Annotated in this window: 11 protein-coding genes; 6 read left to right on the top strand and 5 right to left on the bottom strand. The window is 67.6% G+C overall.

The genetic code is table 11. From position 1 onward, the window contains the following. The first annotated feature begins 98 nt into the window (after positions 1–98). Both ahcY and P2Q66_RS00345 read left to right on the top strand, forming a co-directional pair. The gene (gene ahcY / locus P2Q66_RS00350) at positions 99–1,577 is read left to right on the top strand and encodes an adenosylhomocysteinase (protein ID WP_275724704.1); all 1,479 of its coding nucleotides are present in this window, start codon (positions 99–101) and stop codon (positions 1,575–1,577) included. Positions 1,578–1,640: 63 nt separating this feature from the next. Beyond that, on the top strand, positions 1,641–2,876 hold the full coding sequence (locus P2Q66_RS00345) for an Ig-like domain-containing protein (RefSeq protein ID WP_275724702.1): 1,236 nt from the start codon (positions 1,641–1,643) through the stop codon (positions 2,874–2,876). Positions 2,877–2,878: 2 nt separating this feature from the next. Here the strand turns inward: P2Q66_RS00345 and P2Q66_RS00340 are convergent, their stop codons facing one another. Further along, the gene (locus P2Q66_RS00340; protein WP_079595669.1) at positions 2,879–3,679 is read right to left on the bottom strand and encodes an RDD family protein; all 801 of its coding nucleotides are present in this window, start codon (positions 3,677–3,679) and stop codon (positions 2,879–2,881) included. A gap of 70 nt (positions 3,680–3,749) precedes the next feature. Between P2Q66_RS00340 and P2Q66_RS00335 the strand changes: the two genes are divergently transcribed. Both P2Q66_RS00335 and P2Q66_RS00330 read left to right on the top strand, forming a co-directional pair. Then, complete coding sequence (locus tag P2Q66_RS00335; RefSeq protein ID WP_181039483.1) at positions 3,750–4,742, top strand: stage II sporulation protein M; 993 nt, start codon at positions 3,750–3,752, stop codon at positions 4,740–4,742. Between the two features lie 129 nt (positions 4,743–4,871). Further along, positions 4,872–6,047, top strand: a complete 1,176-nt coding sequence (locus P2Q66_RS00330) for a TIGR01906 family membrane protein (protein WP_275724701.1) — start codon at positions 4,872–4,874, stop codon at positions 6,045–6,047. Here the strand turns inward: P2Q66_RS00330 and P2Q66_RS00325 are convergent. Together P2Q66_RS00325 and P2Q66_RS00320 are read right to left on the bottom strand one after the other, a co-directional pair. Further along, entirely contained in the window at positions 6,038–7,867 is a 1,830-nt protein-coding gene (locus tag P2Q66_RS00325) for an AMP-dependent synthetase/ligase (protein ID WP_275724699.1), read from the bottom strand. The genes P2Q66_RS00330 and P2Q66_RS00325 overlap by 10 nt on opposite strands. Before the next feature lie 67 nt (positions 7,868–7,934). Beyond that, positions 7,935–9,677 (bottom strand): phospholipid carrier-dependent glycosyltransferase, encoded by a 1,743-nt coding sequence (locus P2Q66_RS00320; RefSeq protein WP_079595665.1) that lies wholly within the window; start codon positions 9,675–9,677, stop codon positions 7,935–7,937. Positions 9,678–9,722: 45 nt separating this feature from the next. Between P2Q66_RS00320 and rsmI the strand changes: the two genes are divergently transcribed. Next, complete coding sequence (rsmI, locus tag P2Q66_RS00315) at positions 9,723–10,598, top strand: 16S rRNA (cytidine(1402)-2'-O)-methyltransferase (protein ID WP_079595664.1); 876 nt, start codon at positions 9,723–9,725, stop codon at positions 10,596–10,598. A 182-nt stretch (positions 10,599–10,780) separates the two neighbouring features. Beyond that, positions 10,781–12,280 carry an NAD-dependent succinate-semialdehyde dehydrogenase gene (locus P2Q66_RS00310; protein WP_079595663.1) on the top strand — a complete coding sequence of 500 codons (1,500 nt, stop codon included), beginning with the start codon at positions 10,781–10,783 and terminating at the stop codon, positions 12,278–12,280. A 35-nt stretch (positions 12,281–12,315) separates the two neighbouring features. Here the strand turns inward: P2Q66_RS00310 and P2Q66_RS00305 are convergent, their stop codons facing one another. Further along, positions 12,316–14,796, bottom strand: a complete 2,481-nt coding sequence (locus P2Q66_RS00305; RefSeq protein WP_275724695.1) for a DUF3488 and transglutaminase-like domain-containing protein — start codon at positions 14,794–14,796, stop codon at positions 12,316–12,318. Continuing rightward, positions 14,793–15,958, bottom strand: a 1,166-nt coding sequence (locus P2Q66_RS00300) for a DUF58 domain-containing protein (protein WP_275724693.1), incomplete at its 5' end; no start/stop codon positions are given. The genes P2Q66_RS00300 and P2Q66_RS00305, both read right to left, overlap by 4 nt.

The raw sequence follows: 15,958 nt of genomic DNA, 5'->3' as shown, positions 1-15,958 counted from the left end.
CCCCGCTTACCCGCAGACCAGACCCTGGCGCCCCGAGCGCCGATGAATACGCCGTCCTTCACGGACGAAGCAGTACCGGACACAGCAAAGGACCACCCATGACTTTCGATTACAAGGTTGCCGATATTTCCCTGGCGGAAGCAGGCCGGCACCAGATCCGCCTGGCCGAGCACGAGATGCCCGGCCTCATGTCGCTGCGCGAGGAGTTCGGCCCCAGCCAGCCGCTCAAAGGCGCCAGGATTGCAGGATCGCTGCACATGACCGTGCAGACCGCCGTGCTCATCGAAACCCTGACCGCGCTTGGCGCAGAGGTCCGTTGGGCCTCCTGCAACATCTTCTCCACCCAGGACGAGGCCGCCGCGGCCGTTGTGGTGGGCAAAGGCACGGTTGAGGACCCGCAGGGCGTCCCGGTGTTCGCCTGGAAGGGCGAAACCCTCGAGGAATACTGGTGGACCGCAGAACAGATCCTGACCTGGCCGGGTGCGGAGTCCAACCCCGAACTGGGACCCAACATGATCCTGGACGACGGCGGCGACGCCACCATGCTGGTGCACAAGGGCGCCGAATTCGAGGCCGTGGGCAACGTCCCGTCCGCCGGCCCCGGCGATTCCGAAGAGTACGGCATCTTCCTTGACGTGATCCGGCGCTCCATCGCCGCCGACCCGCAGAAGTGGACGCGCACGGCCTCCACCATCAAGGGCGTCAGTGAAGAAACCACCACGGGCGTCCACCGCCTCTACCAGCTGGCAGAGCAGGGCAAGCTGCTGTTCCCCGCCATCAACGTCAACGACTCCGTGACCAAGAGCAAGTTCGACAACAAGTACGGGATCCGGCACTCCCTGCCGGACGGCATCAACCGTGCCACGGACGTGCTCATGGGCGGCAAGGTCGCCGTCGTCTGCGGCTACGGTGACGTCGGAAAGGGCGCCGCGGAAGCACTGCGGGGCCAGGGATCGCGCGTGATCGTGACCGAGATCGACCCCATCTGCGCCCTGCAGGCTGCCATGGACGGCTACCAGGTGGCAAAGCTCGAATCGGTCCTGGCCCAGGGGGACATCTTCATCACCACCACGGGCAACAAGGATGTCATCATGGCCGAGCACATGGCCGGCATGAAGAACAAGGCCATCGTCGGCAACATCGGCCACTTCGACAACGAGATCGACATGGCAGGCCTGGCCAGGATCCCCGGCATCAAGAAGGTGGAGATCAAGCCGCAGGTCCACGAGTGGGTGTTCGACGCAGGAACTGCGTCCGAGCGTTCCATCATCGTCCTGTCCGAGGGCCGCCTGCTGAACCTGGGCAACGCCACGGGACACCCGTCCTTCGTGATGAGCAACTCCTTCGCCAACCAGACCATCGCCCAGATTGAGCTGTGGACCAAGAAGGACCAGCCCGAAGGCGAACGCGAATACGAAAACCAGGTGTACGTCCTGCCCAAGGTCCTGGACGAAAAGGTGGCCCGCCTGCACCTCGACGCCCTGGGCGTGGAGCTGACGGAGCTGACGAAGGACCAGGCCGAGTACCTGGACATCGACGTCGCCGGCCCCTACAAGCCCGAACATTATCGTTACTAAGAAGTAAAGTGCCCGGGTGCCAAGCGCACCCGGGTTGTTACTTCCAGCATTTAGGATCGCAATATGGAGCCCGAAGCCCCCCGCCGCCCGCGGACCTTGAAGAAAATTCTCATCGTCGCCGTGGTGTGCCTCCTCGCAGCAGCCGGCGGTGTTTTCGCCGCCGTCGCGCCGGGACTCGCGGGCGGCGCCCTGGAATCGGAAGCCGGCTCCGCCGTCCGGTCGTCTCCGGGCATCGCCTCGCCCGTGATCGCCCCGGTGAAGCTCGATGCGGCACCCGCGAACGGTGCCAAACAGGTCAATCCTGCCGCCCCCGTTTCGCTCAAGGTCAGCAACGGGACCATCGAGCGCGTCACCCTCACCAGTACCTCCGGTAAAACGGTGGAAGGCCGCATCGACCCGCAGGGCACCGGCTGGTCCGCGTCCGGGCCGCTGGAATTCAATACCGATTACAGCTACACCTGGGTGGTCAAGGACGGCGCGGGGCGCGAAACGAGTACAACGCAGTCCTTCAGCACCGTCTCAAGCTCGCATGAGGCTGACGCGGCTATCTACCCCCTTGACGGGATGAAGGTGGGGGTGGGGCAGCCGCTGCAGATCATCTTCAGCGAACCCGTGCTGAACCGCGACGCCGTCGAGAAGGCCATTAAGATCACCAGCAGCGCAGGCCAGGTGGGAGCCTTCCACTGGCACAGCGACACCATGGTCCGGTACCGGGCCGAGGGCTTCTGGGCCGCCAACTCCACCATTGCCATGGACATGCAGCTCTTCGGCGTGGACCTGGGCAACGGGCAGATTGCCAACTTCAACAAGAAGGTCAACGTGGCTATCGGGGATAAGAAGGTGGCTGTCGCCGACGCCGCTGCCCACACCTTCACCCTCAGCATCAACGACCAGCCGGTCAAGACGCTGCCGGTCAGCATGGGGGACAAGCGCTTCCCGTCCGCCCGCGGTTACGGCGTGCTGATGGAGAAGAAGCGCTACGACCACTTCCGGGCCTCCAGCATCGGGTTGAAGCCCGATGATCCGGCCTACTACGGCGACGTGGACGTCGAATACACCATCAGACTGACGCTGAGCGGAGCCTATATCCACCAGGCCCTCGAGTCCGCCTACCCCTTCATCGGCAACACCAACGTCTCACACGGCTGCATCGGTTTTGCCCCCGACGGCGCCGCCTGGGTCTTCGAGAACATGGGTACCGGCGACGTGGTGCAGATCGTGAACACGGAAGGCGACTACGCCGCGCACGACGATGGGTTCGGCGACTGGAACATTCCCTGGAGCGAGTACGACAACTGACGTCAACTGCTGAAAGGCAGCCGCTGGAGCCGCTCGCCCACCTCGGTGTTGCGCCGCCGCTGCTGCGTCAGTCTGGTGAGTTCCCGGTTCCGGCGTTCAGCGACGACGGCGGCAAGGTAGTCATCCGGGCTGGTTCCGGCGGGCGGGGCGGGAGCCACGTGGGCTGACAGTTCCGTGGCGATTGACGCGGCCATGCCGGCACGTGACAGCGGGGCCATCCTGGCCGCCTGGCGGATGAACTGGGAGGCCCTGCGCGCCGTCGCATCGGGGATCCTTCCGATATCGGCCGCGGCCGCCCAGGCACGCAGCTTCGGCGGTACAAAGACCGGCACGGCCTGCTCCACGGGAACCCGGCGGCGGATGGCATAGGTTCCGGCCAGCAGGTCGCCGAGGCGGCGGGACCTGTCATTGAACAGGGCTACGCACAGCGCCAGCCCGCCAAAGGTCAGGTAAATCTCGAGGAACCCCGTGAGCCCGCGGATCACGGCATGGCGGAAGCGGATTGCGCCCCCGTCGTCCCGCACCACGCGCAGGCCGGTCGCCAGCTTGCCCAGTGACAGGCCCCGGCTCAGTGTCTCCACCGCCACCGGAACGATCACCAGGCAAAAGACCACGCTGGAAAGGACCAGGGCGCGCATGGCTGCCTCATCAAGGTCCGCACCGGCCGCGGCCAGGCCAATCAGGATTCCCACCAGCAGCACGACGTTGAAGAGGACATCAAGGACCAGGCCCAGCGCACGGGCCGCGAAGGATGCGGGCCGCAGTTCCAGGACTACTGCCTCGCCGGTGACTATCGAACTCACAGTGCGTACCCATTCCTCGCGGCTCGTGGTGCAGACGGTCAAAGTCTAGTGGTGGCACTAGGCTGGGCCCGTGGATATGGACGCCTTCTCCGCCGTGAACGCGGACAAATGGTCACGGCTGCACCACCTTGCCACAAAGGGCAGGCTCAGCGGACGTGAGGCCGATGAACTGCTGGCGCTGTACCAGTCGACGTCCTCGCATCTGTCCCTGATCCGCTCCGTCGCCCCCGAAAGCGGCCTTTCCGCCTCACTGTCGGCCACGCTGGCCCAGGCCAGGACCCGCTTCACCGGCGCACGGTCCAACCCGATGGCGGACCTCGCACGGTTCTTCGTGGTGGCACTTCCGGCCGCGTTCTACCGGCTTACCTGGCTGACATTGGCCTGCGGGGCCGCGTTCATCCTCATCGGTGCCGCCTATGCCCTCTGGATCGGCACGTCGCCCGAGGCGCTGCGGGCAGTAGCCTCCGAGGCCGCCGCCCAACAGTATGTCGAGGAAGACTTCATCGACTATTACTCGGAGAACCCGGCGGCGTCCTTCGCGGGCGCGGTATGGACGAACAACGCCTGGATCAGCGCGCAGGCCGTAGCCCTCGGCATTACGGGGGTCTGGGTCCCGATGATCCTGTTCAGCAATGCCCAAGGGGTGGGCATTGCAGCCGGGGTCTTCGCTGCCGCGGGCAAGTCCGACGTGTTCTTCAGCTACATCCTGCCGCACGGCCTGATGGAACTCACCGCAGTGTTTGTGGCCTGCGCGGCAGGGCTGCGGGTTTTTTGGGCCATGGTGTCGCCGGGCCCGCGGACCAGGAGCCGGGCGGTGGCGGAGGAGGGCAGGTCGCTGATAACGGTGGCACTCGGCCTGGTGCTGGTGCTTTTCGTGTCCGGACTGGTGGAGGGGTTCATCACGCCCAGCCCGTTGCCGGTGTGGGCGAAGATCAGCATCGGCGCCGGAGTGCTGGCCTCTTACTGGGTTTACGTCCTGGTCTGGGGCAGGCGCGCCTACCTCTCAGGGGAACGTGGTGACCTTCGCCCCGGGGATGCCGGCTACACGGAAATCGCTGCCTGAATCGTTGTAATACCGCCGGGGTGGTTCCTCGCCCACGCCAAGGCCCGGACTGTAGGCTCGTCAACAGATAGAGCGCCGCGCCGGCGGACCCTCGCGCGGCACGGAAAACCCAACGGAAGTGACGCTGCTGTGAAAGACGAAACACCGGCCCGCGCCAAGAGCGCCGCGCCGCAGCCGGACCCTTTCCTGGATACGTCCGGGGACTCCGAGGAGCCCGCTTTTTCCTGGCTGACGCCCGCTGGAAAGGGCGACGCCGGGACGGAAGCCGAAGGCACTTCCACCGCCGAAGGCCCGTCCGTGGGGTCTTCCCGGGTGTCATCGCAGGCCGACACCCATGGACCCGGCTCGACCACTAATCCCCAGGCGGAGAGCAGGGCTGGCCGTAAAGCCGCGGAGGCTGCCGCCGAACCCTCCGGCGGGGCAGCACCAACGGAGGCCGCCGCCGCATCGGAGACGGTCCCGCCGTCGGACTCCGACGGGTCGACCGGCCACGGCAGTTCGCCCGTCTTCAAGGAACCCCTTCCCACGTCCGCGCTGCACGTACGTCCGCCGGAGGAGGAGGTGGCGCGCCGCAACGCAGAGCGGGAGAGCGCCGCCAACGCCAAGCCGGTTGCCCCGCGGGTGATGCAGGTCCTCCTTGCCATTTTCTTCCCGGTGGTCCTCCTGGTCCTTGCCGTGCGCGCAGTGACCAGTCCCTTGTTCCTGTGGGTGGAATACAACCGCCCCGGCTTCCCCGGCGACGGCTACGGCTTCAGCACGGACGACCGCATGACCTATGGCTCCTACGCGGTGGACTACCTGACAAACTGGGCAGGTCCGCGGTACCTGGGGGACCTGGTGCACCGCAGCGGCGACAAACTGTTCAAGGACGGCGAAGTCAGCCACATGGCCGACGTCAAGGCGGTGATCCTGTCGACCTTTGGTGCCGGCGCGCTGCTGCTTCTCCTGGGCCTCATCGCCGTCCTGTACCTGCGGAAGCGGAGCAGGGGCGGTGTCCGCAGGGGCCTGTTCGCGGGTTCCATCGTCACCCTGGTCCTCATCCTCGGCCTCGGCACGTTGGCTGTCCTGGGCTGGCAGCAGTTCTTCACCGAGTTCCACCGCATTTTCTTCGCCGACGGGTCCTGGACCTTCAGCCTCGACGACACCCTGATCCGACTGTTCCCCGGCCAGTTCTGGATTGACGCCGGCCTGGTGATCGCAGGCCTGGTGCTCCTGACGGCGCTGGTGACGCTGGTCCTCACCTGGCCCACACGCCGCCGCCGCGGGCTGCTGCGCGAGGAGCCGGCCGCGGAGGGTCAGGCGTAAAGCCTGGCGACGTCCGCCTGGAAGTCCTGCACGACGGCGGCCCGCTTCAGTTTGAGCGACGGCGTCAGGTGTCCGGACTCCACGGTGAATTCTGTATCGAGGAGCGAGAAGGAGCGGATGGATTCGGCCTTGGACACGAGCAGGTTGGCCTGATCCACCGCTTCCTGCACCGCCTTGACCACCTCGGGATCCGCGACGGCTTCGCGGCGGGGGAGCGGCGGCAGGCCGCGCTCGGAGCGCCAGTTGTCCAGGCCCTCCGGGTCCAGGGTCACCAGGGCTGACACGAACGGTTTGCCGTCGCCCACCACCACCGCGTGGCCCACCAGCGGGTGGGAACGGATGGTTTCCTCGAGTGGTCCCGGTGCCACGTTCTTGCCGCCTGCGGTCACCAGCAGGTCCTTCTTCCGGCCGGTAACGGTGAGGTAGCCATCGCGGTCAAGTATGCCGAGATCACCGGTGCGGAAGAAGCCGTCCACGAAGGCTTCGGCGTTCGCTGCCGGGTTGTTGTGATAACCCTTGAAGACGCCGATGCCCTTGACCAGGATCTCCCCGTCCTCGGCCACCCGGATGGTGGTGCCGGGAATGGGGATGCCCACCGTCCCCACCCGCGTGCGCGATGGAGTGTTGACCGTGCACGGAGCCGTGGTTTCGGTCAGGCCATACCCCTCCAGTACGGGAATGCCTGCCCCGCGGAAGAAGTGCGCGTCCTCGAGCGCCAGCGGGCTCGCGCCGGAGACGGTGTACCCTACCTGGCCGCCCAGTGCCTGGCGGAGCCGGGGATACAGCAACCGGTCAAACACCCCGTGCCGGACTTTCAGCAGCAGGCCGGGGCCGGGGCCGTCGCCGCGGCTTTGGCTGTCCAGGTCCCGCGAGTAGGCGATGGCCGCAGCCGAGGCAGCCTTGAACAGGCGGCCCTTCCCGGCCACTGCTGCCTTGTGGGCGGCGGTGGCCCGGACTTTTTCGAAGATCCGCGGGACCACCAGGAGAAACGTGGGCCGGAACGTCCCCAGGTCATCCAGGAGCTGCGCCGCCCCCGGAGTGTGCCCCAGGGTGGCCCCCGCCGCGAGGCAGACCACCTGGACGGCCCGCGCCAGGACGTGGGCCAGCGGCAGGAACATCAGCGTGCGCGCCTGGTCCTTCAGCAGCAGTTCCGGAAGGAACGCGACGATGTTCCTGGCCACCAGCGCAAAATTCCCGTGCGTGATCTCGCAGCCCTTGGGGTTGCCTGTGGTGCCCGAGGTATAGACGAGGGACGCGACGTCGTCCAGCCCTGCCCGGCTCCGGTGCCGCTCCAGCTCGGCGTCGCTGACTCCGGCCCCCGCGGCGGCGAGGCTGGCCAGGTTGGGTGCCGCGCCGTCGTCGTCCATCCTGACCACGTTCACCAGGCGGTCCCGGAGCGGGGGCGAGCCGGCAACAACACCGGCCACCAGCTCCACCGTCGCCTGGTCCTGCGCAAACACCCGCCGCACCCCCGCGTCGCGGATGATCCACTCCACCTGGCGTGCGGAGGACGTCTCGTAGATGGGGACCGTCACCCCGCCGGCGAACCAGATGGCGAAATCCACCAAGGTCCATTCATAGGAGGTGGCGGACATAACGGCCACGGTGTCACCGGGTTCCAGTCCACCTGCAATGAGTCCCTTGGCCAGCGCACTGACGTCCTGCAGGAATTTTCCGGTGGGGACATCCACCCAGCCGTTGGGGCCCTTGCGACGGTAGAGGGCATGGGCCGGGTTGGCGGCGTGCTGTTCCAACAGCAGGTCCGTGACGTTGCTGTCAGCATCCAGCTCAACCAGCAGTTCGATGCTTGCTTCCCTCACAGATGGTCTCCGTTCCGCTGCCAGGCCGCGGCAGCGGCTTCGATCGGGGCTCTGATGCAATCCTGCCCTAGATCCAGGACGGCATCCACATCCTGACTTTCCAGTCCACGTAGGGGATGGTCTCTGCTGCCCAGATCGGGTAGAAGAAGGCTGAGAGCAGGACGGCGGCCGCCACGAACAGCACCACGAGGTACAGCCCGGAGCGCCGGCGCCACGGCGGATCCGCGGCCCTGCCCAGGACGAGGCCCAGGCAATACACCAGCGCCAGGATGAGGAAGGGCTCAAATGACACGGCGTAGAAGTAGAACATGGTCCGCTCCGGGTAAAGGAACCACGGAAGGTATCCGGCGCCCACGCCCAGGAGTACCGCGCCGGCCCGCCAGTCCCGCCGCCCGGCCCACCAGAACAGCAGTACCACCAGCGAGATGGCGGCACCCCACCAGATCAGGGGGTTGCCCACGGACAGGATGGCCGAGGTGCACTTGGCCACGTCGCACCCCGGCGTGCCTTGCTCAGGGGATTCGTAGAAGAACGACGTCGGCCGGCCAAGGACCAGCCAGCTCCAGGCGCTTGCCTCGTACGGGTGGTCGGATCCCAGGCCCTGGTGGAAGGTGTACGCTTCGCGGTGGTAGTGGGCCAGGGACCTGATGGAGTCCGGCAGCCAGGCCCATTCAGGGGAGGGATTGCCCGCAGCCCAGTTGCGGAAGTAGGCGTCTTCCGAGCGGAACCAGCCTGTCCACGCCGCCGCGTACACCAGGCCGGCAACGGGGACCATGCTGAGGAAAGCGGGGATTCCGTCTTTGATGACGCCGCCGCTGATCCAGCCGCGGATTCCCGCCACCCGCCGGGCGCTGAGGTCCCAGAAGACCGTCAGGAGGCCAAACCCGGCGAGGAAAAACAGTCCGGACCATTTGGTGCCAATGGCCAGGCCCAGGCAGAGGCCCGCGGCCACCCTCCACCAGCGGACACCCAGCCAGGGCCCGGACAGCAGCAGGGCAGCCGGCGGCAGTCCGCCGTTCCGGATCGCGGCCTGTGCCAGCCGGGCAGCGAGCCGGCGCCGGCCGTCATCGCGGTCCACCAGCAGTGCACCGAATGCGGCGAGGATCCAGAACATCAGGAAGATGTCCAGCAGGGAGGTGCGTGACATCACCAGGTGGTGACCGTCCACGGCCAGGAGCAGGCCCGCGGCACCGGCCAGCGGCAGCGACCGGAACAGCTTCAGGGCGATCAGGGACACGAGGAGGATGGAGAGGGTTCCGGTCAGGGCTGCCGCGAAGCGCCAGCCGAAGGCGTTGTCCGCACCGAAAATCCACATCCCGGCGGCGATCATCCATTTGCCCACCGGCGGATGGACCACGTACTCGGGGGAGCTGAGCAGGACCGTGGGGTCACCTGCATTGAAGGAATCGTTCGCCTTGTCCGGCCAGTTGCGTTCGTAGCCGCTGATGAGGAAGGAGTATGCGTCCTTGACGTAGTACGTCTCATCGAAGACCAGCTTTTGCGGAGTCTCCAGCCGGACAAACCGGAGGATGCCTCCGGCCACTGCCGTCAGGACCGGGACGAGCAGGAACCAGAGGCGCAGCGACGGCGGATAGTCCCGCCAGGACCGGACCCCTCCCAGGAGCCGCTCCTGCAGCGCTTCACGGGTGAACGCCTCTTCCGGGGGCCTGATCCAGGTACGGGATCCGCGGCCGCCTGATCCTGCGCCCCGGCCTTCCGCCGCAGCCTCCGTAGCTGCCGTACCGGATGCGGCGGGAGCGGCGTGTCCGGCTCCGGGCGGCCGCGTCGAGGTCTGCGTCACGAGCCCCATGCTACCTTTTGCGGCCGCAGTCCCCCTCAGCAGTAGGCTGGTGGCGTGGACCCTAACCCCAGCACCCCTCCAGAATCCGGCCCGGCAGCGCCAGGACGCATTGTCCTGGCCGCCACTCCGATCGGAAACACGGGTGACGCTTCCGCCCGGCTCGTGGAGCTGCTGGGAACGGCGGACATCGTCGCGGCAGAGGACACCCGCCGCCTGCACCGGCTGGTCCAGAGCCTGGGGGTCACAGTGGCCGGCCGGGTCATCAGTTACCACGAGCACAACGAGGCGACGAAGACGGCGGAGCTTTTGGACCAGGTGCGGACCGGCAGCACCCTTGTGATGGTCACGGACGCCGGCATGCCCTCCGTGTCCGATCCGGGCTTCCGGCTGGTGGAAGGTGCCGTTGCGGCGGGGTTGACCGTTACCGCCGTGCCGGGCCCTTCGGCTGTGCTGACTGCCCTGGCATTGTCCGGCCTGCCCACCGACCGGTTCTGCTTCGAAGGGTTCCTCCCACGGAAATCCGGGGAACGCGCCTCCCGGCTGGCAGACCTCGCCGGGGAACGCCGGACCATGGTGTTCTTCGAGGCGCCGCACCGCCTCGAAGCCATGCTGCGGGCACTGCGGGAACGGTTCGGGCCTGAGCGGCCCATCGCCGTGTGCCGGGAACTGACAAAGACCTACGAAGAAGTCATCCGCGGGTCCCTCGGCGAGCTTTTGCAGTGGGCTGAGGATACGGAGGTCCGGGGCGAGATCGCCGTTGTGCTTGGCGGGGCGCCCGAACAGGCTGCCGGCACGCCCGAGGACCACGTGGCCGCGGTCAACGAACTGGTGGCCCAGGGCATCCGGCTCAAGGAAGCGGTGGCTGCTGTTGCGGACGACGTCCGGGTGAGCAAAAGGGAGCTCTATTCGGCCGTGTTGGCGGCCCGCTGACGGTAGCCGACGGGCCGGGTTGCTGCTGTGCAGATGCACAGGAGAACGGCGTTGGGGCAGTGCGCCGCGGCGTAGACCGGGGCGGTGGCCCGCAGTAGTCTGACAGTTAATCAGCCTGATGAGCCCGGTCACTCCGGCCGCCGCCGCAGGGCTGCAACAACCCTACTGACGAGGGAGTCATCGTGACTGTCACTGCACAGCCAGCCGTTACCGCGGACCGCGAAAGCCGGCTTCTGGCCTCTGTCCCCACCGGACTGCTGATTAATGGTGAGTGGCGCGCCGCCGCCTCCGGCAAGACCTTCGACGTCGAGGATCCCGCCACCGGGAACGTCCTGCTCAGCATTGCCGACGCCGGCGCCGAGGATGGCGCCGCGGCGCTGGACGCCGCCGCTGCCGCGCAGGAGTCCTGGGCGAAGGTCCCGCCGCGTGAACGCGGCGAAATCCTGCGCCGGGCTTTTGACCTGGTGACCGAACGCGCCGAGGACTTCGCACTCCTGATGACCATGGAAATGGGCAAGCCGCTCGCCGAAGCCCGCGGTGAGGTGACCTATGGTGCCGAATTCCTGCGCTGGTTCTCCGAGGAAGCCGTCCGTGCTTTCGGCCGCTACTCGGTGTCCCCGGACGGCAAGTCCCGGCTCCTGGTCACCAAGAAGCCCGTTGGCCCCTGCCTGCTGATCACCCCGTGGAACTTCCCGCTGGCCATGGCCACCCGCAAGATCGCCCCGGCCGTCGCGGCCGGCTGCACCATGGTCCTGAAGTCAGCGAACCTCACCCCGCTGACCTCCCAGCTGTTCGCCGCCGTGATGCAGGAAGCCGGCCTGCCCGCCGGTGTCCTGAACGTCATCCCCACCTCCACCGCCGGCGCCACAACGGGCCCGCTGATCAAGGACGCCCGGCTCCGGAAGCTGTCCTTCACCGGTTCCACAGAGGTGGGCCGCCGCCTGCTGGCTGACGCGTCCGAGACCGTGCTGCGCACTTCCATGGAACTGGGCGGCAACGCCCCCTTCGTCGTCTTCGAGGACGCCGACCTGGATGCCGCCGTCGCCGGCGCCATGCTCGCGAAGCTCCGGAACATGGGCGAGGCCTGCACCGCGGCCAACCGCTTCATCGTCCACGAATCCGTGGCAGCCGAGTTCGCGGAGAAGTTCGCCGCGAAGATGAAGGAGATGACCACCGCCCGGGGCACCGAGCCGGAGTCCAAGGTGGGCCCGCTGATCGACGCCAAGAGCCGGGACAAGGTCCACGAGCTGGTCTCCGACGCCGTTGCCTCCGGCGCAAAGGCCGTCCTGGGCGGCGGACCGGTGGAGGGCCCGGGCTACTTCTACCAGCCCACCATCCTCTCGGGCGTCACCGAAGGCACCCGCATCCTGTCCGAGGAGATCTTCGGGCCGGTGGCACCGATCATCACCTTCAGCAGCGAGGACGACGCCGTGCGCCTGGCCAACAACACCGAATACGGGCTGGTGGCCTACGTCTTCACCAAGGACCTCAACCGCGGCATCCGGATGGGCGAAAAACTCGAAACCGGAATGCTCGGCCTGAACGCCGGCGTCATCTCCAACGCCGCCGCACCCTTTGGCGGCGTCAAGCAGTCCGGCCTGGGCCGCGAAGGCGGCCTCGAAGGCATCGAGGAATACCTCTACACCCAATACATCGGCATCGCCGACCCCTACGCCGGATAATCCCCGGACGGCACCAACTGGAGCCGCCGCCCGCCCTACCGTGAACGCACGGGCCAGGAGCGTGCGGCGGCTTTTGCCGTTACAGCCAACGCCCGTCCGGCGGCCCTGAAGGGGGCGCCAATGATCCGCCCCAGCCGTCCCATCACGGACGGTGGAAGCCACGCGGCCCGAAGCCTCTGCGGCAGGGTGGCATTGGCGTGCAACGCGAGCTCCAAGGCAGCCAGCTGCCCGGACGCGGCGCCGCCTTTTGCGCCTGTCCCGGTCCGTCCGCCGTCGTCCGCATCCTGTCCGCCGGCTGACGGCGGGGGCGGGCCGAACCTGTGCCGCTCGAAGCCTGCGGTGAGTGCAACCGCGGCGCGGTGGGCCGCCTCGTCCATCCCGCCGGGTTCCCCCAGATGCCCACGCAGCCGCGTGGAATAGGCCCGCGGGGTCTCGCTGGAGCCCGGGGCTACGCCGTAGTCGGTGCCCAGGTCCAGCATTTCAGACCAGGCCATGGGGACGGCGTCCCCGGGATCCTTCGGGCGCAGGCGCCGGGCACGGATGGCGGTCCGGACCAGATGCGGCGACGCGGCCAGGAGTGCAACGCCCAGGACTCCGCCGGCCCCGAACAGCCATGGCAGGAGCTGCAGGCCATTGTCGCTGCCGCCGCCTGTCCCCGGGGCCGGAAGCGGCGTGGCGCTGGGGACCGGGGCGGGGGCCGGAGTGGCGTCGGGAATCAGGTCGTCATTGTTGTCAAGCGACCCGGGGGCAGCCGGGGCGGACGACTCCGTGGCATATTCGGGGACGACGCCGCGGGAGGGTGTGGGCTCGAAAGGTACCCAGCCCAGGCCCTGGAAGTACAGCTCCGGCCACGCATGGGCATCGCGGGCGTCCACCTCGAACTCGGGCAGCGTACCCTGGCCTGCCACCGTCACCGTGGCACCTGTCAGCCGTCCCGGGGCATAACCCACGGCGATGCGGCTGGGGATCCCTTCCAGCCGTGCCATGACCGCCATTGCCGACGCGTAGTGGATGCAGTAGCCGCTCTTTTGGTCCAGGAAGTCGGCCAGGACGGAGAGCCCGTTCCCGTCGTAGCCGTTTTGCACCGGTGACTGCAGCGAGTAGGTGAACTCCGCCGACCGGAGGTACCGCTGGATGGCCATCGCTTTTTCGTAAGGTGAGCTGGCGGACCCGGCCACCGTTCCGGCCGTGGTCCTGACAATCTCCGGAACGTTGCCGGGGACCCTGGTGAAATCATCGGGGATGTCCCGCACCCCGCTGGATGATTGGGCCAGCAGCCCTGCCGACAGTTTGGGCACTGAGGACGTTACAACGTACTCCTGCCGCCGGGAGCTGACGTCTGTCCCCTTGATGCTCAAGGTGGCGGGATCCCAGGTCCAGCGTCCGTCCAGCCCGCGCACCGTTTCGGGGGCGTAGGGCACAGGCAGGTAGGGGCTGGTGAAGGTCCCGGTATCGATCGCGGTCACCTGCTGCAGCTGTTCGTCGGCCAGGACTGCATAGCCGGGATCGATCCGTCCGCCCAGAGGAAGCCGCGATGCGTTCCGGTCGTCCGGGCCCCAGGATTCGCCGTCGAAGTGGTCCACGGTGACAGACCGCAGGTACAGCGGGACGGAGGCATTGGTGGCGTACGTGATCCGCCCGCTTCCGTCCGGCGTCCGCAGGCTGTTCCCGAGGGTAATCATCGGGTTCAGGCCCGTGGAGGTGCCCCAAGGGTTAAGCCGGGAACCTTGCGGGAAGGTGCCCTGGTCGAATCCCGGGATGGCCAGCGGAACCAGCAGGGTGGCAGCAAGCGCAGCGGACCCCGTCAACACCGCCCGCCGGACCTGCCCCGGGTTCCGCGCCGAGTCCGCCTGGGTGCGGGCATCCGGTGCGAACCACTGGCTGCAGGCAAGGATCATCAGGTACCCGGCGACAGCGACGGTAAAACCAAAGAAGCCCACGCTCTGCGGCTTGATCATGGCCGGCACCACCAGGATGGCCAGCAGGCCCACGCCGGTGGCTGCCGGCATGCCGAGGGGTACTGCCAGCGCGTCCACCAGGATGACCGCCAAACCCAACACCGCGCAGATCACCATCACGATCCCCACGTTGGGTGCCACGGGTGCGGTTTCGGCCAGCACGGTTTCGCTGGCACGGCGGACCAGCCGCTGCAGTTCGGTGAAGGTGGCGCCGGTGGGGATCAGCCCCAGGAGGCTGGATCCGCGGAAGAACGTCAGGGTGAGGATGGCGCCCAGGGACAGGAAGCCGCCTGCGGTCACCAGCAGTGGTTGGGCCCGGACGGCGCGCAGCGCGGCGAGGGTGAAACTTACCACCAGCACTGTGGTGAGCACCGGCCAGTACCAGGCCCAGCCCCTCAGCACCCCGTTCAGGGACAGGGCGGCACCGCAGACTGCGACGGCAATGGAGGCGGCCATGGCCCACGGAAAGGCGCCAACCCTTGGCCGCCCCGCGGATGTTCCCGCCGGGGAAGCAGGCGGTTTGCCGGTGCCGGGGGTCCGGGCCGGGGCCATGGTCATCGCGCCACCCCCGCTCCGCGCCGGACTTCCGCTGTTGGCGCCGGCAATTCAACGTCCTGGTCAAACTGGCCCCAGGCGGCGGTCACCGGGACCGACGGCGGAACGGCCACCGCCCGCCAGCCACCCTGCCGGAGGGCCTCGAGGACAACGGAGTACTCGGCGGGCTTCTCCACAACAACGATGGCAAAGGCGTTGGTTCCGTAGCCGGCGGCAGGGGCCAGGGCCAGCGCCTCCTCCGGAGAAATCCTCCCGAGCACGGCAATCAGGGGGCCGCGCATGCGGTGCGCGGACAGCTTGTCCATCAGTTGGTCGTCAAAGGAAGGGGGCCCGGCGTCCTGGCTGCTGGTGTGCCGGGAGCCAAAAAGCTCTGGACCAGGTGCTTCGCGCCCCACGATTTCCCGAAGCCTGGCATCGCGCCGCTGATGATGTGGCCCGGTGAGCTGGATGGCCGCGAGGCTCTCGGCAATGGACTGGAGCCCGGAGGCCCCGCTGTACTCCTCGGCCTCGGGATCCGGTGACGAGGGCGAATGAAGGAAGGCCGGTTCCCCGCGCGTGTCCAGCAGGCGCAGGCCGTAGTTGCGTTCTGCAAGGTGGGCGCTGATGGACATGGCCGCTACTACAGACCATTCAAAGGTTTCGCTGGTGACCATGGAATGGCCGTCCTGCGCGGTCAGTCCCGCCAAAGTGGGCGGCGACCCGCCGGAGAAGGCCATGAAGCGGTGGTCCAGGACGATCGTTGCCTCGGGCGTCGTGACGGATTCCTCCTGGCGGACCATCAGGGCACCGTGGCGGGCGGTGGCTGCCCAGTGGACGCGGCGCATGGGGTCGCCGTGGCGGTATTCACGGGTCATCACGTCGTCGTCGCTGGGGTTTGCGCGGATTCTGGTGGCGGTAACGCCGTCGTTTCCCCGGGCTCCGGCGAGCCCTGTCAGGGGAAGGACGACGGCGGCAGGCGTCACCGTGAGCGTGTCGCCGTCGTCAATGGCCTGGCGGTGCAGTGAGAGCCCGAACGGGTCCGTGAACTCGGCCGTGACAGGACCGATCCTGAACTGGCCGCGCTGGGCGGATCGCAGGTGGTATTCGTAGCGGCTTGTTCCGCCGGTGGCTGAGCGGGAGGGGAACCGGAACACGGGAGACTCGCCGAAGCGGGGCGGCAGCCGTT

Origin of the sequence: Arthrobacter sp. Cr_A7 (genome assembly GCF_029222765.1) — a bacterium.
Lineage (GTDB): Bacteria > Actinomycetota > Actinomycetes > Actinomycetales > Micrococcaceae > Arthrobacter.
Note: the sequence above shows the minus strand (reverse complement) of the source record. Positions and strands in the feature narration are given on the sequence as shown.